This window comes from Cognaticolwellia mytili (assembly GCF_002104475.1).
GTDB classification, from domain to species: domain Bacteria; phylum Pseudomonadota; class Gammaproteobacteria; order Enterobacterales; family Alteromonadaceae; genus Cognaticolwellia; species Cognaticolwellia mytili.
On sequence record NZ_NBOF01000002.1, the window covers coordinates 886280 to 906536 of the forward strand.

The 20257-nt window shown below is 39.0% G+C and carries 13 protein-coding genes; 2 read left to right on the forward strand and 11 right to left on the reverse strand.

All coding sequences use genetic code 11. The features are described 5' to 3' along the window. Position 1: 1 nt before the first annotated feature. On the reverse strand, positions 2 to 1219 hold the full coding sequence (locus B7C41_RS08745) for an efflux RND transporter periplasmic adaptor subunit (protein WP_143764336.1): 1218 nt from the start codon (positions 1217 to 1219) through the stop codon (positions 2 to 4). 257 nt (positions 1220 to 1476) lie between these two features. Then, positions 1477 to 2640: a transmembrane glucosamine N-acetyltransferase NagX gene (gene nagX / locus B7C41_RS08750; protein WP_085298401.1), complete on the reverse strand. Its 1164-nt coding sequence runs from the start codon at positions 2638 to 2640 to the stop codon at positions 1477 to 1479. 231 nt (positions 2641 to 2871) lie between these two features. Here nagX and B7C41_RS08755 point away from each other — a divergent pair, with 231 nt between their 5' ends. Both B7C41_RS08755 and B7C41_RS08760 read left to right on the forward strand, forming a co-directional pair. Next, positions 2872 to 3333: a tellurite resistance TerB family protein gene (locus B7C41_RS08755; RefSeq protein WP_085298402.1), complete on the forward strand. Its 462-nt coding sequence runs from the start codon at positions 2872 to 2874 to the stop codon at positions 3331 to 3333. Between the two features lie 85 nt (positions 3334 to 3418). Further along, a complete protein-coding gene (locus B7C41_RS08760; RefSeq protein ID WP_085298403.1) occupies positions 3419 to 4249 on the forward strand; it encodes a CvfB family protein in 831 nt (276 codons plus the stop codon). Between the two features lie 97 nt (positions 4250 to 4346). On the opposite strand, the gene tldD is transcribed toward B7C41_RS08760, so the two are convergent. The 9 genes from tldD to B7C41_RS08805 form a co-directional block, all read right to left on the reverse strand. Further along, complete coding sequence (tldD, locus tag B7C41_RS08765; protein WP_085298404.1) at positions 4347 to 5795, reverse strand: metalloprotease TldD; 1449 nt, start codon at positions 5793 to 5795, stop codon at positions 4347 to 4349. Continuing rightward, a complete protein-coding gene (locus B7C41_RS08770) occupies positions 5788 to 6621 on the reverse strand; it encodes a carbon-nitrogen hydrolase family protein (protein ID WP_085298715.1) in 834 nt (277 codons plus the stop codon). Before B7C41_RS08770 ends, tldD begins: the two co-directional genes overlap by 8 nt. 14 nt (positions 6622 to 6635) lie before the next feature. Then, positions 6636 to 10787: a YhdP family protein gene (locus B7C41_RS08775; protein WP_085298405.1), complete on the reverse strand. Its 4152-nt coding sequence runs from the start codon at positions 10785 to 10787 to the stop codon at positions 6636 to 6638. Between the two features lie 70 nt (positions 10788 to 10857). Beyond that, positions 10858 to 12324 carry a ribonuclease G gene (rng, locus tag B7C41_RS08780; protein ID WP_085298406.1) on the reverse strand — a complete coding sequence of 489 codons (1467 nt, stop codon included), beginning with the start codon at positions 12322 to 12324 and terminating at the stop codon, positions 10858 to 10860. A gap of 23 nt (positions 12325 to 12347) precedes the next feature. Continuing rightward, complete coding sequence (locus B7C41_RS08785; RefSeq protein ID WP_085298407.1) at positions 12348 to 12938, reverse strand: Maf family protein; 591 nt, start codon at positions 12936 to 12938, stop codon at positions 12348 to 12350. Position 12939: 1 nt separating this feature from the next. Then, positions 12940 to 13419: a rod shape-determining protein MreD gene (mreD, locus tag B7C41_RS08790; RefSeq protein WP_085298408.1), complete on the reverse strand. Its 480-nt coding sequence runs from the start codon at positions 13417 to 13419 to the stop codon at positions 12940 to 12942. Further along, positions 13416 to 14312 (reverse strand): rod shape-determining protein MreC, encoded by an 897-nt coding sequence (gene mreC, locus B7C41_RS08795; RefSeq protein ID WP_085298409.1) that lies wholly within the window; start codon positions 14310 to 14312, stop codon positions 13416 to 13418. Before mreC ends, mreD begins: the two co-directional genes overlap by 4 nt. Before the next feature lie 15 nt (positions 14313 to 14327). Next, positions 14328 to 15371, reverse strand: coding sequence for a rod shape-determining protein (locus tag B7C41_RS08800; RefSeq protein ID WP_085298410.1), 1044 nt, complete (start codon positions 15369 to 15371; stop codon positions 14328 to 14330). Positions 15372 to 15627: 256 nt separating this feature from the next. Beyond that, complete coding sequence (locus B7C41_RS08805) at positions 15628 to 20202, reverse strand: LamG domain-containing protein (RefSeq protein WP_085298411.1); 4575 nt, start codon at positions 20200 to 20202, stop codon at positions 15628 to 15630. Positions 20203 to 20257 lie beyond the last annotated feature (55 nt).

Sequence of the window (20257 nt, forward strand, 5' to 3'; positions counted from 1 at the left end):
CTTATTCTCCTGAACCACTATCGTTTAACGCAACTTGAGTAGCGCTCTCAGCATCGTCAGCTTGTTCTTCACTGTTTTGTTCAGCTTCATCGCTCAATAAAGCTAACTTCATACCGTCGATAGGGTAATCGAGAGCCGACACAATCAACTGGTCGCCATCAACTAAACCATTTGAAATAATGACATTTCGACCATCTTGGCGAACAATCGTTATCTCTGAATAATGTAGTTTTGACTCACTGTCTAAAATAGCAACTCGACCATTTTCAACTAAATGACGTGGAACACTTGTTGCCTGCGCAATATCAAGCCCCAGGATTTTAGCGTTAACGTAAGAGCCATAGCGAATTGGCGTGGTATTATTATTTTCAGTTAAAGCATATGGGTCATGAATTTCAGCGACTAAATAACTCATGCGACTTGTGCTGTCGATAACACCTTCATTGCGTGCAATATGCGCAGACCAAACAGTTTCTGCACCTGCAAAAGTGCCCATTAAATTCACCTTAGCGTTTTTGCCATGGTCAACCAAAAATTCCAATTGGTTATCAGCAACAGGCAAACGAACTTCTGCAATTCCAGTACCTAGTAATTTACCTACCATGCTACCCATAGCAACAAATGAACCTAAACCAACCTTGCGGCTTTCAATCATGGCATCATACGGCGCTCTAAGCTCTGTACGCTCGACATTACGTTTTGCTCTTAAAATTGAGGCTTGCGCTGACTTCACCCGAGCAATCTCCTGCGCCAATTGCGGCTTACGTAAACTTAGCTCTGTGGGAGACGTATCAGTTATACGCTTCCATTCTTGCTCAGCAACTCGCCCTTGTGCGCGTTCTGTTTCAAGCGAAGCACGAGCTGAAGCCATAGTCGCTTCAGCATCAATTAAGGCCGCCTCATAATCATTTGGATCAATGCGTGCTAATAATTGCCCTTTCTTAACAAAGCCACCGCGAACAAATGTTTCTGATAGCTCAACAATTTGGCCACTAATTTGCGCCACCAATTCAGTTTCATACTTAGGCTTCACAACACCATATGATTCTACTTTCAACGTCATAGGAGCAACAGAAATCGGTTCTACGGCAACGATAGGCGTATTATCAATCTCTTCTTTCTCTTCAGGCGGCTTTTTCATACTTGAAAAAAGCATAAAGGCTAAAATTCCCGCAATTAAAATGACAATTGGTACCAATATTTGTTTTTTCCGTGTCACAGTGACGTCCTCATAAAGTCTAAAGTTTTATAATTATTAGTTATATTGCATACAGGATACCTAAATCACAGGCTACAAAAACTAACAAAGTTGTAAATGCTTGTTACAATATCCGCGCCGTTTTTTAATTGAATAAAAAAAACAATTTAAATAACAAACATAACAATAACTTAAGAAAATATTCTTATAGCTCACAAATAAAAAAGCCACAAAATAAATGTGACTTTTATAGCGAATTGGTTTTTTTCACCAAAAAGTTAAACTTTTATAAATATTTTTCGCTGATATAACCAATACAAAAACAACCACTGCAAAAACACGGTTGTTGCAATACTGATTAACGTACCCCTGTCATTATCAAAAAATACAAAGACCCCTCCGAACAAGCCGTTATTAATGTATTGCCAATTAACAATACTACTCGCTAAATAAATAATGATAGAGTTACAGCCTATTACCGCAAAGAACTTAGCAAGTTGTGTTAGCTTTAATACATCGAATAGGTAATAAAAGATTACTAATAATAAAAGACTATAACCAACAGACACCAAAACAAAGGAACTAGTCCACAAGGTTTTATTAATAGGAAAAATCAAGTCCCAAGCCTCTCCCGATATCAAGCAAATAACAGCAGAAATTAATAGTGTTAGCATTAACTTCGATGGCTGCTCAGCACTCTTGATCATTAAACGTCCTGCAAAAACACCAGCAAGCGCATTGACGATTGATGTGACATTTGACAATACCCCCTCAGGGTCTATTGCTAGGCCTTGATAACTGACTCCTGGCAGTAATTTAACATCAAACCAGGCATTAATTGCCCCACTAGCGCTATAGTCACCACCACCAAAACCAGAGATATCAATATAAGTGAGTAAGACCCAATAGCCGAGTAAAATACCACCCGCGGTTAACCATTGTATTCTTTCACTGACGTACCAGCACAACATCGCCGCGATAAACCAGGCGACACCAATTCGCCCTAGAACACTGGCAAAACGCACTTCTTCCAACTGCAATGGTATGCCTGTGCCCCAACCATGGTTGTAGATAACGCCCAATAGCATCAATAAGCCTAACCGTTTAATACTGCTTAATACCAGAGGTTTTCTTTTTTCTACCGGATATTGATTTATCGGCTTAGCGCTGATCCCTAAACTAACACCCGCAAGAAAGATAAAGAGTGGGAAAATAAGATCATACGCCGTTACACCATGCCAAATAGAGTGCTGCATTTGCATAGCTAAACTTTGCAACCATGACCAACCCGTAATAACAAATAATGCGGCAAAAACTCCTTCTGCCCCCAAAATCCAAATCATATCGAAACCACGTAAGGCATCGACAGAGAGTATCCTTTTAGATTTTAGTTTTTCGTTGCTATGCAAATTATTTTTATCTATTTCTTGTGCGGTATTCATTAAATTTCTCTTAGCTTAATTAAACAAATATAATCCGATCACTTTGGCCCCAGAAAAAGACAGCGCTGTCATCAGTGTGATTAAGATAGTAATAAGATATTGCTTGAATAGCAAACAGCTAAAAACTTAATTACCGACAGCGACGGTTACAATTTGTTATGAATTAAACCTGTTAAACGCTTGTGTCAAAAAGTAATTACATTAAGATTAAATAATCAAAAAGGGGATTTTATGCTGACAAAAATTAGTGCTTTCTTTCAATCATTAGCTGAGCCTGTTGATAATCAAACACCAGTAATCAGTTTAGAAATAGCCTGCAGTGTACTGTTATGTGAAGTAATGCTGGCTGACGGTCAACTTGATAATGCAGAACAAACTCAACTAAATGAAATTTTAACCAGTCAATTTAACTTATCCAACGAAGAAGCTGAGGAAATCATTAAGCACGCTTTGTTATTACGTGAGAGCGCTACGGACTTTTTTCAATTCACTTCAAAAATTAACGAAAATTACAGCCTTGAACAGCGAATTAAAATGTTGGAGCTACTATGGCAGGTTGCTTATGCCGACGGAGAACTCGCCAGTATTGAAGAGCATATTATTCGTAAAATTGCTGACTTATTACATTTACGCCATAGTGAATTTATTCAAACCAAGCTCAATATTCAATCAAATACTGCTTCAGACAAATAAAAAGTCCATTGGTATTGAAAGTTATAGTTAACTTGCCGCCAGATCGGTTATTATAGCCGCAAGTTAACTGACCCCAAGAATCCACATGGCAAGCATCGGCAAATATAATACCCTTCCTGTTGTAGCAATCACTGATAATGGCGCATATTTAAATGCTGCTGAATTAGGTGAAATTTTACTACCTAATCGTTTTGTTCCTGAAAACTGCAAAGTTGGTAACGAAGTTAAGGTTTTTATCTATGCAGATACTGCGGATCGCATTGTTGCGACAACAGAAAAGCCTTTGGCAGAAGTTGACCAGTTTGCCTCATTGAAAGTTAGCCAAGTCAATAAAATGGGGGCTTTCCTCGACTGGGGCTTACCAAAAGATTTGCTAGTACCTTACAACCAACAGCATAGCGAAATGGAAGTAGGTAAATATTACCTGGTCAGGATCTTTCTCGATTTAAAAACTGATCGACTAGTTGCATCAAGCAAGCTTGATAAGTTTATCGATATTTGGCCTGCTGAGTACCAAAAATGGGACAAAGTAAAATTAACCATTGCCACTAAAACTGACCTTGGCTTTAAAGCAATTATTAATGATTTACATTGGGGTTTACTGTACGACAACGAAATATTTAAGCCACTTCGTGCCGGTAAAAAAATAACAGGTTACATTAAACAAGTACGTGAAGATGGACGAATAGATCTTTCTCTTACTCGCCCAGGTGAAGGTAAAGTGAAAGACTTTAGCGATAAGTTACTCGCGCATATTGCCGAGAACGATGGCTTTAGCCCGCTGCATGATAAAAGCGATCCTGAGTTGATCAAACGGATTTTAGGGGTAAGTAAAAAAACCTTTAAAGCTACTGTTGGTAATTTAATGAAAAATGGCAAAATTACTATAGAAAAAAATGGTATTCGTTTGAAGTAATTGACCTCTACATACTCTTTAAATAACAAAAATTACGCACAATTAAAAAAAGCCCCAAAGGGCTTTTTTTATGCTTAACATTCGACTTGAATGTTGGTTACTGTGTACCACCAACGGTCATTTCATCAATTTTCAAGGTTGGTTGACCAACGCCCACAGGAACGCTTTGGCCGTCTTTGCCACAAACACCAACACCGGCATCAAGTTTTAAGTCATTACCGACCATACTTACTTGTTGCATTGCTTCAGGGCCACTACCAATTAACGTTGCCCCTTTAATTGGCGAGGTTATTTCGCCATTTTCAATCAGGTACGCTTCCGAGCTAGTGAAAACAAACTTACCTGAAGTAATATCAACTTGCCCGCCAGCGAAGTTAGGTGCATAAATGCCCTTTTTCACTGATTTGATAATGTCGTCAGGCTTATGTTCGCCGGCCAGCATATAAGTATTAGTCATACGTGGCATAGGTAAATGAGCATAAGATTCACGGCGGCCATTACCGGTTGGCTTTACACCCATTAAATCAGCATTATGCTTATCCTGCATGTAGCCTTTAAGCACACCTTTTTCAATTAGCACGTTATACTGCCCAGGCGTACCTTCATCATCAATACTGACAGAGCCTCGACGATTTGCCATCGTGCCATCATCAACAATCGTACATAGTTCAGAAGCAACCTGTTGACCTACTTTGCCAGAAAACGCTGATGAACCTTTACGATTAAAGTCGCCTTCTAAACCGTGTCCTACTGCTTCATGTAGCAATACGCCTGGCCAGCCTGCACCAAGTACTACGGGTAGTAACCCTGCAGGTGAATCGATAGCAACCAAGTTAACTAATGCTTGGCGAACAGCTTCTTCAGCATAAGCTAGATAACGAGGTTTATTGTGTTCCAATTCGAAAAAGTAGCTGTAATCAGTGCGCGCACCGCCGCCTGAACTTGCTCGCTCTCGCTTACCATTTTCTTCAACAAGTACAGAACAATTTAAGCGTACTAGTGGGCGAATATCGGTTGCGTAAGTGCCATCACTTGCTGCTACTAATATTTTTTCGTAAACACCTGATAAATTAACAATAACTTGCTTAACACGCTTATCAACACTACGTGCATGCGCTTCAACTTCATGTAATAAAGTTATTTTTTGCTCTTGTGGCAAGCTAGCTAACGGGTCTAACGCTTTGTATTGTTCATTATTTTGCTGGATTTTTTTGCCATCAAATACTTGCACTTTGCCTGATTTCTCGGCGTTAGCAATGCCTTTCGCAGCATCCGCAGCTTTTTTCAATGCCAAAGGTGTAATGTCATCTGAATAGGCAAAACCGGTTTTTTCACCTGAAATCGCACGTACACCCACGCCACGTTCAATGTTATATGAACCTTCTTTGACTATTCCGTCTTCAAGCATCCAAGACTCATGACTACTCGATTGAAAATATAAATCGGCTAAATCTACTTTACGTTGATAAATGCTATCTAACGTACTTGTTAATATGCTTTCATCAATTTCACTATCGGCTAAGAGCTCTTGCTCAACATTATTCATACGAACTCAACTTATTATTAAAACGATTATGTACAGCAACCGGCATAGCGGTGCGCACTTTTAGTAATTCTTGCTCATTGTAATCTGCACAGATAATACCTTTACCGGTATCAAGCTGCGCCAATATATCTCCCCAAGGGCTAACAATGACACTTTGCCCCCAGGTTTCTCGACCATTTAAATGCACGCCTTCTTGGCCTGCAGCAATAATATAAACTTGATTTTCTATTGCACGCGCTTGCAATAAAGTTAGCCAATGCGCGGCACCTGTTACGCGAGTAAAAGCACTGGGTACTGAAATTATTGTCGCGCCTTGCTGCGTAAGTTGTCTAAATAACTCAGGAAAACGCAGGTCATAACAAATAGACAAACCAAGTTTACTTGCGCCAACATCAACAACACTTACATGGTCGCCTGCTAGGGCGTAGCGTGATTCACAGTAGCTTTTTTCATTATCTTCAACGGCAACATCAAATAAATGTAGCTTATCATAACTACCCAATTCATGGCCTTCTGGAGAGAAAACCACACTAGTATTAGTAAATTTCCCCACTATTTTTGATAGTACGGGAATACTGCCAGCGACTAAAAAAACATTAAAACGTTTAGCCATCGCGGCCAATTGAGTCTTTAAATCTTGGTTTTTAGCGTCTTCTTCTGCTAATGATAACTGCGCTTTGTCCTTACCACCAAAAAACAGGCAACATTCAGGCAATACTACCAGTTGCTGTTTATCTTGGCTCAAGGTTCCAAGCTGCTTTTCTATTTCAGAAAAATTATCTGCAACGCTAGTGTTAGAACACATTTGAATTGCACAAAGCTGCATATTGCTATTTAACACTACGCTTTTCCATCAGTTTTGTCTTTTTCTGGCTGCTGCTGTTTCGGTTGTTCAATTGCCGAAGGGTTAGTTTCGTCAGGAATATTATCCACAATTGTTGGTGGCGTAGAACGGCCAACACTAATGTTTTTATTCTTTTTGCTTACTTGTTTAAACTCTGGGTTATCTAAGTTTCCCGTCACTTCAAAGTTAATTTCAGCAATAACGGAGGAGGTAATCACTTCATCTAACGCGACACCAGCTAAAAATGTCACTGGGTTAAGCGTCGCAATCCAAGCCAAAACCGGTAAACTCGAGGTCAAATTAGGTTTATACGACATACGATAGTCAAGTTCATTAGAATTTAAGTTAGTATTACCAACAATAGTTAAATCCCCTGCGGTACCTTTCATACGAACATTATCGGTATAAGCAACGCCATCCTTCACGGTAAAGCTACCTTTAAGTTCACGATAGAACATACCGTCACTAAAAATATCTCTAAAATCAAAGCTAAGCTTACGTACTAACGACTGCAAACTTAATAGCGATAATATGCGCACACCTTTATCATCTACATCAGCCAAATAGCCATCATCAAATTTAGCACTAAGATCGCCATCAAAAGTTGCCATAGCAAAATCATGTGGAGCACCTTGCCAGCTAACGTCATAAGTGATTGCCACGCCACTATCTTTAATGATTGACACATAACCAATATTTTCGACTTCTCGGGCTACATTATCGCTATTTAAAATACCTTTAACACTAGTACTTGATTGCTTGTCATCTTGCTGCCACTTGGCATCAAATGCCATGTTAGTTTTGCCACGTTTGGCGGTAAACTTGTTCAGTAACAAGGTGTTTTCGTTCTCTCGTTCTACGGTAAACGAAACATCACCAAAGTCATATAAACCGTATTTACAACTTGCACATTTAGCTTTAATGGTGGGCATATTGGCAAATACTTCAGCATTGAGCAGATGATTGATATTAGGTAATTGGCTGTTATCTTCAAGTTCACTTACTGAAACTTTATCTTGCTCTGATATAGCAGTAGTTAAGTTTTCAGTTACTATAGTATTATTGGCGACAACTGTTTCAGCATTGTTTGGTGAATTTTCTTTGCTATTTTTGTCAGCCTTTGACTCAGCATTAGTTACTTCGGCAACTTCAGTTACTACCAATTCTTCAGGCGCAGTTAAATGCAAAAAGTCGATATCTAAGTCGATGCCCTGCTGATACCAGTCAGGATAAAATTTGGCATTTGCTCGCACTTCTTTGGCATTTAGATTTAATAACCACCAATTAGCTGTAGGGCTAAAATCAAAATCTACCTCATGAAAGTCTTGCCCGTATACTAATAAGTTTTCAACTCGGCCATTTATTTGACTTGGTGCGGATAACAACGGCGGCGTCGTTTCTACAAGAGAATTTTCTGCTACCACCTTTTCCTTTGGATCACTCGTAGGAGCAGCTTCAACCGCCGATAATATATCGAGCACTAAAGGCTGCCACTGCTCATAATTGGCATTTGCTAGATCTGCGGTGATATGAAAGCCTTTTGTTGGCAGCCATAATTGCTGCTTACCCAGCACCAAATGCGCTAACGAAAAGCTTGTTTGTTGATGATCTAATAAACCATAAAAATCAACTTTATCACCAATTTCAGCATTTATTGTACTGTTAGACTCATTTCCTAAAGCATGAATATTAACCGCAATTTGCTCACCAATGTTTTTGCTAAATGGTGCCGGTATAGCTAAATTAACATCTTGCAAAGTAGAGTTTATTTGGTAGTCATAGCTAAAGTTATCATCACTAATATTGAGTGCTAACTGCCCTTGCCAGTCTAATTGGCCATTAGCATATTTTAATAATTCATCTGGCACTTGCGCTTGCCACTGACTTTCTTGCCATAGGGCTAACGTTTCAATAGCAACGCTATAGTGGTCACTCTTTTGTTTTGCTACAACATTTAGTGTTAGCGGTAGACCACGCCAATCTAATTTAATATCAGAGGCTGTTATTAGGTCATTACGGTAATTAAGACGGCCATTAACATTGACAAAGTCCATGCTTGGCGCCTGCAACTTCACCTTATTATCATTAAAGTCTACATGACCTTTTGCAACAACCGCATCAAGATCATTCAAAGGCAGCACTAAAGAAAAGTCACCATTTATAACGTCTTCAACCATCACTTGTTCAAGTGTCAGCCCAATAGAACTTTTCATTGGGCTTGCATCCATCAATTTACTGACTAACGCAGGTTGTGTTTCACTAAAGCTAGCGTCAACCGTTAATATTTGTTCGTCAGATAGGTTAGCTATAGCCGCTTCAACACCTGTTACGTCAATACCTGCGAGTGAACCCGCACGACCAGTAATCATCATACTGTTATTGGTAAAGTTTAAGTTGGCAGCAAAATTTTTAATTGCCGGCCACTCAGGGTCGAATATAAAGGTACTGTCAGACAATTCAGCATCAACCACAAAAATGCCTTCATTGTTATCAAAAGGAAAACTTTGCAATGGCCCATTGAATAGCACCAATGCTTGTTCTATTTTACCATCAACAATTGCAGCATCGAGGTAATCATAGAGGTTTTCTCCCATCAATAAATGGGGGTAATAATGCTCAGCAAACTCTGCATCACCTTTACTTACGCTTGCTAGTAAAGCCATCGTAACAGGTTTATCTTGCTCACTAACTACTTTAACATCTGCGGTTAAACTAACTTCAGACGAAGTAATGTCGACATTTTGAGCAGAAAACTGCCAGCCTTCAGCTGAAAACTTTGCAAAAATATCAGTACTTAAACGGCTATATTGAATTGGTTGCTTAAAGTGTTTGTCAAAATCGAGCGCACCATCAACCGCATTCAAGGCAATGTGTAATTTGTTACTTTGATAAACTAACTCACCGCTAACATTATCTATACCTGGTATCCCGTGGCTAAAATGACTATTTACGTCATTAAAACTTGCGGTAATTGCCATATCACTTTTACTACCGAAAAAGTGAATATCATCAATACGGCCAGTTGGGGCCAAATTTACCAGTAAACTTTCTAACGCTTCATCATCAAACAAAAGTGGAAATACACCTTCAAAACTAGCTAACTCTATACCACTAATATAACCATTAACCCTCTCAGCGTTGACGTTAGCTAATGCTGATACTTTATTTGTTTCTTTACCATTACGTTTGATGACAATTGGTGAAGTAGAAACGTTATAAACCAACTCATCGATAGTTTTGATTTGAATATCACCACCGTCAATTTCAAAAGTTTGTTCACTATTATCGTGCTGCCAACTAATTTTATTATTACCAAGCGATAATTGAATAAACTCGGGCTTACCAGCATTAACATTCAGCCAAGTACTAAAATTAATCGAGGAATGGGTATTTTCATCATCAAGCGCTAATGCACGCCCTAGCCAAGGCGTTATATTAATTTCATTAGCTTCCAGGTAAGCTTGACCTGTTAGCTTATCAAACTCATTGCCTTGAAAGTCTAATAACACTTTTAAGTTGTTTGAGCTAAGACCATCAACAATCACGGTACCATTTGCTCTATGGCGATCATCTAAATTAAGCCAATGTAGTTCGTTAATCGTAAAGGCTCTTATGCCTGCAAGAGTACGATATAAAACATGGCTATCACGGATCGAAAAGCGAGAAATCTGCTCTAATAATATTGAAGATAAATTATCAACTAAAGCGCTACTTTCAACAGACTCATCAGTCAAATCATCTTCAATTTCAGCTTCAGCCATTTCTGCTATAACTTGCTCAAACTCAAGCTCAGCACCTGCAATAGCAAAATCTTTGGTCACAAGTTGTCGTGCGCGGATACTGCGCCAGAAATCTAACTCAACCTCTAAACTATCAATAAAAATTTTCGCATCTTTTTTCGATAACAACTCGACTTGTCGAACAATAAGAGTTGGGCCTGATTCCTGCCAGCCCATAGTAAATGAGCCAATGGAGATATTGGCGTTGTAAGTGCTATTTAGATAATCTTCAACATTTTCACGATAATTATGAGCGTAAGGTAAAAATAAACGTAAAGTGCTGATTAACAACGCAAAAACTACCAACAAAATTGCCAATAGTTTATACAGACGCTTAAGCCATCTATTTAATATTGCGGAAACACTCATTACGTTTTAACCAAACCTTCGTTCACCCCTAAATTTACCTGATCAATAATCACAACAACTAAGAAAGTTGCTACATCATCACAACATCGAACTGCTCTTGATTATACATATTTTCAGTTTGTATCTTAATTTGCTTACCAATGAACACTTCTAGCTCAGCGAGGTTATGGTATTCATCATTGATTAGTGACTCACTTACTGATGACGATGCATAAACGATAAACTTATCGGCATCATAGGCGCGATTAACCCTGACAATTTCACGTAAAATTTCAAAACAAACCGTTTCAACAGTTTTAACATAACCACGGCCATGACAAACTTCACATTCACCACATAAGATATGCTCCAAGCTTTCACGTGTGCGCTTGCGTGTCATTTCTACAAGCCCAAGAGCTGAAAAGCCAGAGATACTATATTTTACGTTATCACGCGCCATTGCTATATCTAAGCTATGTAAAACCCGTCGTTGATGGTCTTTATCATTCATATCAATAAAATCAACGATAATAATACCGCCAAGGTTTCTTAACCTAAGCTGTCTTGCAATAGCCTGAGTTGCTTCGATATTAGTATTAAATATCGTTTCTTCTAAATTGCGATGACCAACAAAAGCACCAGTATTGATATCAATAGTAGTCATTGCTTCAGTTTGATCAATAATTAAAGAACCGCCTGATTTCAATTCAATTTTTCGATGTAATGATCGTTGTATTTCGCTTTCTACATCAAATAAATCAAATATTGGTCGCTCACCTGGGTAATATTCAATGACGGGGGCTAAACTTGGTACAAATTCGGTAGTGAATTCCACCAATTGTTCGTAAGTTAATTTAGAGTCGATGCGAATACGCTCTAACGATACACCAACAAAATCACGTAAAATCCTAAATGCTAATGACAAGTCTTGATAAATCGGGTCTTTAGTTTGCTTACGTTGTTTGCGCTCTATTACTTTCGTCCAAACCCGTCGTAAAAACTCAGCATCATGCTGTAACTCTTCAGTACCAGCACCTTCTGCAGCAGTACGAACAATAAAGCCATGATCTTCACCACAATATGGCGTCACAATTGATTTTAAGCGATTACGCTCTTTAGGATCTTCGATACGTTGTGATATGCCAGCATGACTGGCATTCGGCATAAGGACTAAAAATCGCGCTGCCACGGTAATATCAGTGGTTAGCCTAGCGCCTTTAGTCCCTAGTGGGTCTTTCACCACTTGTACTACAATATACTGGCCTTCATGTACTAAATTACGAATATCAGGAACTTGATCATGATTGCTACTTTCTTCTTTAACAATAAGCTTAGAGTTAATATCAGAAGCATGTAAAAATGCGGCTTTACCCAAGTTTATATCAACAAAAGCTGCTTGCATGCCCGGTAAAACGCGAATAATTTTACCGAGGTAAATATTACCCACTAAGCCACGACGGGCTTCACGCTCAACATGAACTTCTTGCAGTGAACCATTTTCTATTAGTGCCACCCGCGTTTCGCTGGGTGTAACATTGATCAGTAACTCACCGCTCATTTCAATTCCTATTTATATCAAAATTAGTCTTGTGCTATTAACGACTTCACGCCAAAAGAAGATAATAATTGGGCTGTTTCATACAAAGGTAACCCGACCACAGATGAATAACTACCGCGAATTTGTTTCACAAATTGTCCGGCTATGCCCTGAATACCATAAGCACCTGCTTTATCTTGCGGTTCACCGGTTTGCCAATAACGAGTTATTTCCGCAATTGATAATGCTTTAAAGTCAACGTCAGTAGTAACAGTTATTACTTCACTACGCTCACCTTGTACTGCTGCAATAGCAGTAACCACCTGATGTGAATTATCAGACAGCATTTTCAGCATAGCGATACAATCATCTAATGATTCTGGCTTGCCTAAAATATGCTGCTGAAATACCACGCTGGTATCAGAGCCTAATACAACAGCTTCACCATTCGCCTGTTTTTGTGCAATTGCATTTGCTTTTTCTAACGCCAAACGTGCAACATATTGTGCAGCATTCTCATCTGACCGAATGCTTTCATCAATATCTGCAGGTAAACATTGAAAATCATAACCTAGCTGCGCAAGCAACTCTTTTCGGCGAGGTGACTGTGACGCCAGTATCAAAGTAGTAGACATGTTATTTGATTCGAAAGTTTCGTCTTATTTTACGTAATAATAGAAATGCCCACGGCCAGAGAATAATAGTCGTGATCACAGGGTATAAATAGCTAGGCAAAAAAACTGCATCAGTAAGGAAGCGTTGCAGCCAAAAAACAATTAAATGGTAAAGTGCAGATAGCACCCCAACAATCATACTTTGCTGCCACAATGAAAAGTTGCGTATTTTTTGAAAGTTCCCTGCAACAATGTAAATCGCTATCGCCATCGCGCCAGCGTGCACGCCTAATGTTGATCCCAGTAAAACATCAAGAATAAACCCCATTACCCCTGCTGAAATAACATTGACTCGTGCGGGCAATGCCAAGCACCAATACAGTAGTACCACTAATACCCAATCAGGGCGAAAAGCATCAACACTTAATGGTAGCGGCATAATACTCGCCATAAGTGCGACTAAGAAAGTTAACAGAATAATAAGACGACTAGAAAGGGTCATTCACTGACACCTTTTTCTAGCAATTGATTTTCTATAATTTTAGCTGCAGAGTCATTAATAACTGTCGATTCACTGTGCTCTGGCCATAACAACAACACGTAACGTAAACGATCTATTTTCGCCACAGGTTGGCTTTGGATACGGGCAAAAGCATGAGATTCATCTTGCATAACAAATGTTACTTTAGCTACAGGATAACCCTCTGGAAACTTACTTCCCAATCCTGAAGTAACAAGCACATCACCAACTCGAACATCAGCACTATGTGGAACATGACTATGGCTTAATTGATCAATAACTCCCACCCCATTAGCAATTAATCGCACACCATTGCGACTTATTCTTACAGGAATAGCATGAGTAACATCGGTAATTAGTAGCACTCGACTGCTTGTTGTACCAACATGAAGTATTTGACCGACAATACCTTCGTCATCGATAACAGCTTGCCCTTCATATACGCCGTCATTCGCACCACGATTAATTACTACTTGATGAGTATATGGATCACTATCTACCGTTAAAATTTCTGCCACCATTTTTCGGGTATCTGTACGTAAAGGAGAGGAAAGCAACGCCCTTAGACGCTCATTTTCTTTTTTAACAATATCTAGTTGCAAAGCCTGCTCATGAAAAACTAACTCATTGACTTTATACTGCTCGTTATCTGCTACTAATTGCCGACGCGTAACAATGTTTTCCGCAGCCCAATTCATCATTTGTTTTGGTGTAGTGGCTAAATACTGTAGCGGACTAACCATAGATTGAAGATAGCCTCGAACGGATTCAAAGCTATTCATTTTATGATCAAAAAATATTAATAGGGCAGAACAAAACAGCACCAGAACGAGTCGGTGCTGTGGAGAAGGTCCATGTTTAAAAATAGCATTCATTGCGTAAGCTAATCGTTATTCGTAAGAAAACAGATCGCCACCGTGCATATCAATCATTTCGATAGCCTTACCACCACCACGTGCAACACAAGTTAGTGGATCATCAGCTACGACCACTGGAATACCAGTTTCTTCCATTAATAAACGGTCAAGATCTTTCAGCAACGCACCGCCACCGGTTAGAATCATGCCACGCTCTGAAATATCAGAAGCAAGCTCTGGTGGTGATTGTTCAAGCGCAACCATAATCGCACTAACAATACCTGTTAATGGCTCTTGTAAGGCTTCTAAAATTTCATTGCTATTCAAAGTAAAGCTACGTGGAACACCTTCAGCTAAGTTACGACCACGTACTTCAATTTCAACTAATTCTTCACCTGGGTAGGCTGAACCAATTTCGTGCTTAATACGCTCAGCCGTTGCTTCACCAATTAAGCTACCAAAATTACGGCGTACATAGTTAATAATGGCATCATCAAACTTATCACCGCCAATGCGAACTGATGAAGAATAAACCACACCATTTAATGCGATAATACCAACTTCTGTAGTACCACCACCAATATCGACTACCATTGAGCCGGTTGCTTCCGATACTGGCATACCTGCGCCAATAGCGGCAGCCATAGGCTCATCAATCAAATAAACTTCACGAGCGCCAGCTCCTAAGGCTGATTCTCGAATTGCACGTCGCTCAACTTGTGTTGAACCACAAGGCACACAAACTAATACACGTGGGCTTGGGCGTAAAAAGTTATTGCTGTGTACTTGTTTAATAAAGTACTGCAACATTTTTTCAGTCACAAAAAAGTTAGCAATAACCCCATCTTTCATCGGACGAATGGCTTCAATATTGCCCGGCGTTCGACCTAACATTTGTTTAGCCGCTGCGCCAACTGCAGCAACACTTTTAGAGCCACCAGCACGGTCTTGACGAATCGCTACAACAGAAGGCTCGTTAAGTACAATGCCTTGGTCTTTTACATAAATCAGGGTATTTGCTGTTCCTAAGTCGATTGATAAATCGTTAGAAAACATGCCACGTAATTTCTTAAACATATTGTCGAAATGTCCTTTAAACATCACCTAGGCAACAAATTGCCAGAATATAGAGGGTTCTTGATATGCGAGTTAATAGATACTCACATATTAAAAATGTGTTATAACCCGGTATCATACCGCAGACTATAACGTTTGTGTTGCTAGAATGATAAAAATATTAGAAATATATGACGTTTTTTTACTAAAAAGTGAAAATAAAAGAAATCCTTATGGATTACATCAACATTACCCGGCCTGAAACCTAATTAGCAGCTTAATTAGAAACCTCACGCCACGAAATGATACGGTCATTGCCTCGGTAAAGTCCAAAGTTAAGCCTAGCGCTTGGATTAACATCATGTGGACCATTATTATCACTGTCTTCGTTTTTCCAATCAAATTTTAACCAGTCAGGCACTTCATATTCAAATTCTAATACTCCTTGCTTACTTGGAGCAGCAAAAAATAGGTTCTCATGAGAGCCGACATTAAAACTTTTTGTGATACTTGCACTCGTATCATCTACTTCAAGACCATCAGTATTATCTATATCTATCAAGCGGTAATCCCATAAAGTCATATTTCCAGAGTATTTATTCCCAGGCTTTTTATCTTTTATCATAGGTACTAAACAGTTTTCATCCACTGCCTTTGAAAAATTAACATAAGCTGAATCAGGATGACCATTAAATATTTCTATGTAAATAGGCGATCTTAAGGTTGAATTTTCTGAGCCATATGCATTATCTAATACCATACGAGCAAAACGAATATTAACCCCCATAATGGTAAAGTCTTCGGTAGGGTTATCTGTAGAATCAAGCGGCGTATTATCTACTCGAAGCTTTACACCATCATCATCAAGCACAGCTTCAGTAATAAACGGTATTTCTGCTTCAAACGGCTTTAAAAAACTCAAATGATTGCGCACATAGCTAAAACGGTCAAGCTCACTAAAAGTATATGTCATAGTCCCCGCTTCACCTGCTTTTGCCGCTAGAATGCCTGTTTCTATATCAGAACTAACAGCCACATTTTCACTTTTATCTTCTTTAACAACTCCCCCAACCTGAAGCTGCTTTTGATCAAATGTAGGTGAGGTAATTGTTACTCCTGAATTACTCAATTTCATTAATATTTTATTTGAATTTATATCTTCAGCTAATGTGTAGTTCTTTGTTCGCTGCTTATCAGCATTATATGCAACAATGTCTATAACAGGTTTAAGGCCATAATGTATGGTGCCTTTATTTTCGGTGTCTAATACTTTTTGACCTGTATACGCCCAATTTAACGCAGTACATCCTGAGTTAGCATTATGATAACTATCTAAATTTCCAGCGGTATTAAGTGTTTGCTCAAAATAAGCAGGAATAAAGCGCCCTAAAGTAACTTCTGCGGCAGGAATAACCCACCCGCTATCATCTAATCCACCATATTTAGCATCTTGTAAATCAACAGCAATATTGCCTACTTCGTTATATTTAGCACCAGAAAACTCAGAAATACCTTTAGTACCAAGCTTAAAACTCGTCAAAGTTTGCTCCACAAAGGTATTAGTAAGTTCATCAGATAAATCAAGGTTGTTAGCAACGGTGAAAAGTCCGTTTACGCTAGCTGTATTAGTAGGTAAAACTCGGACCAATTTAAGTGCTAATTCTCCGTCCGTTTGTAAGTAGTTTTGAGTTACAGCGCCATGAAGATTTAAGGCACTCACATTAAAATCAAACGTTTTGCCTGCCGTAAATGTACTATCAGTCGTTACATTGTATTTAGCTGTCGAGTTTATTTCAAAACGGTCAGGCCTAACCCAAAACTCATTCGAATTGCCCAATAACGAAATGCCATTTTTGTTATAACTTGCCTGTAAACGAATCCTACCAGCATCAAGATATACTGGGCCGGGAATAACAGCGACACTCTCTTCACCATTGTTTATTGTAAAGTTCAGAGGAATATCATCAGAAAACGCGCTGTACTTTCTTATATCATCACCATCGGTACCATCAGTACTGTTGATACGAAACATCAAACCAGCATTAGTATCTGTCGGGTCTGAAGGCCTATTCTCCTGTGCCAGCTTCACACTCACAGAGCCACTAAAGAGCCCTTTACATTCACCATTTACACTTTTTCGGGCTTGAATTTTAAGTCCGCTAAAGACGGCACCCGAAACCTGATTGGCAATTATTTCACTATTACTAGCACCATATAGGAATCTAAACTCAGAATCTGCAAAAGTCATATCACAATTACCGCCTGAACACTGCACAGGGTTAGTTGTAGGCACCGTTGCGCTGGCCACCGACAAAGTTAACGTTTCTGGTGTCGTATGATTAAAACTAAAGTTAGGATTATTAGTATCGGTGCTACCGGTAAAAGTAACAGCAGCCTTCGTTGCGCCATCAACTGTAAAGTCTAAAGATACAGGTTCAGTGCTTAAAGTCGTACAATCGCTATTAGTACAAGCTTTAATAGTAATTGGTTCAGCAGCACATGTTAAACCAACACCATCATGAATAATTTCATAATGATGAATAACATCATCAACACAATTATTTTCATTGAGGTCGGCTAACACTTGCACTTGTGAAATCACTTCATCATAAATTCTTACTTCATCAAAACGGCCATTCGCGGAATAATTTGATGCTAAAATATTACTGCTATTACTAGAATATGTAGAGGCATTATCACCAAAAATGATATCACCCAAGCCTGAAATCTGGCCGGAAGTACTATGCACTTGATTTATAATTAGCACACCATCAAGGTATATTTGAAACCTACCGCTAGAGTAATCCCATGTTATAGCAATATTGTACCAAGTATTAGCACTACGAAGCACCGAGCTACTTGACTCTGTCAGCATAAAGCCACGGTCATTGCTATCCTCAAGTGATAAGCGTAAACGACCATTATTTCTCACTTTTAAAGTAAAATATTTATCGCTATTGCTACCACCAGGCAAATCTAAGCTTGCATCAAATAAAGTTCGTTCTCCACCATTGTTATAGCCCCCTCTATTCCACTCAGTATTACTATTAAACCAAAAGCTGATCGAACCTTGCCGACCAACATCATTAAGTAAATTAACATTTGAATTAAAAGCGTTGCTCGTAGCAGAACTACTATTTGTGCCGTTTGAATCAAAACCACGGCAATATTTACCATTAGCGGTAGAAATGCCACTAATATTCGATCCATGATTACCGGAGCCGCTAGTATCTTCAATTAGTGCTGAAATAGAGCTTTGCTCAAAAGCATAATATGCCAATAAACTTTGACAACTTACTGCACTACGAGTTGAGCCATCATAATTATTACCGGCACTTTGATGATTATAAATGGCCAATACATCATCAGCAGTAAGCGCACCATCAAAAATAATAAATTCATCAATTTTTCCTTCAAAGCTCTGCTCTGAGGTAAAGCTTCCGCCAAAGCTGTCTTGTTCTTGTCCAATCACAACTGCATTATTAGGTACAGAAAGACTACGATTTGGAAAGCCATCATCACAATCTTGAAGACCGCCGTTAACATACAAGCAAATATCGTCTTGGACTCTGGTCACAACGAGGTGATGCCACTGACCATTAGTTACATTACGGCCAATAGAGAAGTTCTTATCACGATCTTTGAGTTTAATGTTTAAGGTTGAACTATTAATAAGGTAAAGCTCAACTTCATCATCAGAGGCACTACTACCTAGCGCTTGGAAAATTTCTTGTTGGCTTTTTGATACCGATGTATTTATCCACACAGAAATTGAGAAACTATCTAATCCATCAATAGCACCTTTAGGCACGCTAACCCAGTCACTGGTATCATCAACACTAAGATCTAACGAACGATTAATAGTCGCATTACTAGACGATGAAACGCCACTTGAAGCATTAGCATTAAAACTCCCAAGTTGGTCAAGCACTTCATTACCTACACCAGTATATTTACATTCATCAAATTGATAATTAACCACGGCAATAACAGGAGAAGAGAAGTCACAAATTTCACCAAAATCAGCATCAAAAACAGTGCTATCGTAAGTAAGTACTGAGTTACTACCTAAAGTAACTCTTTCTCCCGAAGCGACACCAAATAAATAACTTGCAGACGTAAAAGTAATATTCTTCGCATATAGTGCCCCAGAGAAGGTAGAGCGACTACCAAAAGTAACGCTACCTTTAGTATGCATCACTAATTTACTAACATCACCTGAACGATTTTCGCTAGGTGAATTAATCATCGAGGGCGAAGTAAAGTTTACTCCCGCATCAACAAAAACCGTTGCAGTACCTGAACCAATAACATTGATATTTACATTTGACCCAACGCTGAACTTTCTAAAGTAATAAGTTTTTCCTGCTGATAGGTTAAGTGTATTGTTGGAACTCAGAGAGAGATTTTCAAAGAAATAAACATCATAAGCATCACCAAACTGCATAGTGGCGTCCGACTGTGCAGAAATATTGCGATAATTATTCGTTCCACGTATGCCAAAGGTTGTCGTTTGAAAGCTTGGCGGACTATAGTTAACACTGCCTCCACCGCGCCGAAAGTTTACACTCACTTTTTCTGCTGAGCTATTTGAAGCAGTGCAATCAGCACTGCCACAACTATTAACATCAAATATTGAATTGCCGTCGATACGAAGCGTCGATAGTACAGTGTCAGGGTTATTAACAAGACGGGAATCGAAGCCAAAATTAATCCAGCTATTGCCATTACCATTGCCATGTGTAGCAATTACATCAGGAAATACTGCCGAACATTGCGCAGCAAAAACTTGGTTAGAAAGTAATAAAAATAACGTAGCACAACACGCAACGATAAACTTAATAATATTCATAACCACTACCTTCAGCCCTTAAAATAAAACGCTTAAAAAATGATAAAAAAGCCTA

What these genes read in the sequence shown, in the direction of transcription:
- B7C41_RS08770 (WP_085298715.1), bottom strand. Translation starts at nt 6,621, where the DNA reads ATGCAGCTTTGTGCAATTCAAATGTGTTCTAACACTAGCGTTGCAGAT.
- B7C41_RS08805 (WP_085298411.1), bottom strand. Translation starts at nt 20,202, where the DNA reads ATGAATATTATTAAGTTTATCGTTGCGTGTTGTGCTACGTTATTTTTA.
- tldD (WP_085298404.1), bottom strand. Translation starts at nt 5,795, where the DNA reads ATGAATAATGTTGAGCAAGAGCTCTTAGCCGATAGTGAAATTGATGAA.
- B7C41_RS08800 (WP_085298410.1), bottom strand. Translation starts at nt 15,371, where the DNA reads ATGTTTAAGAAATTACGTGGCATGTTTTCTAACGATTTATCAATCGAC.
- B7C41_RS08775 (WP_085298405.1), bottom strand. Translation starts at nt 10,787, where the DNA reads ATGAGTGTTTCCGCAATATTAAATAGATGGCTTAAGCGTCTGTATAAA.
- B7C41_RS08760 (WP_085298403.1), top strand. Translation starts at nt 3,419, where the DNA reads ATGGCAAGCATCGGCAAATATAATACCCTTCCTGTTGTAGCAATCACT.
- mreC (WP_085298409.1), bottom strand. Translation starts at nt 14,312, where the DNA reads ATGAATGCTATTTTTAAACATGGACCTTCTCCACAGCACCGACTCGTT.
- B7C41_RS08755 (WP_085298402.1), top strand. Translation starts at nt 2,872, where the DNA reads ATGCTGACAAAAATTAGTGCTTTCTTTCAATCATTAGCTGAGCCTGTT.
- mreD (WP_085298408.1), bottom strand. Translation starts at nt 13,419, where the DNA reads ATGACCCTTTCTAGTCGTCTTATTATTCTGTTAACTTTCTTAGTCGCA.
- nagX (WP_085298401.1), bottom strand. Translation starts at nt 2,640, where the DNA reads ATGAATACCGCACAAGAAATAGATAAAAATAATTTGCATAGCAACGAA.
- B7C41_RS08785 (WP_085298407.1), bottom strand. Translation starts at nt 12,938, where the DNA reads ATGTCTACTACTTTGATACTGGCGTCACAGTCACCTCGCCGAAAAGAG.
- rng (WP_085298406.1), bottom strand. Translation starts at nt 12,324, where the DNA reads ATGAGCGGTGAGTTACTGATCAATGTTACACCCAGCGAAACGCGGGTG.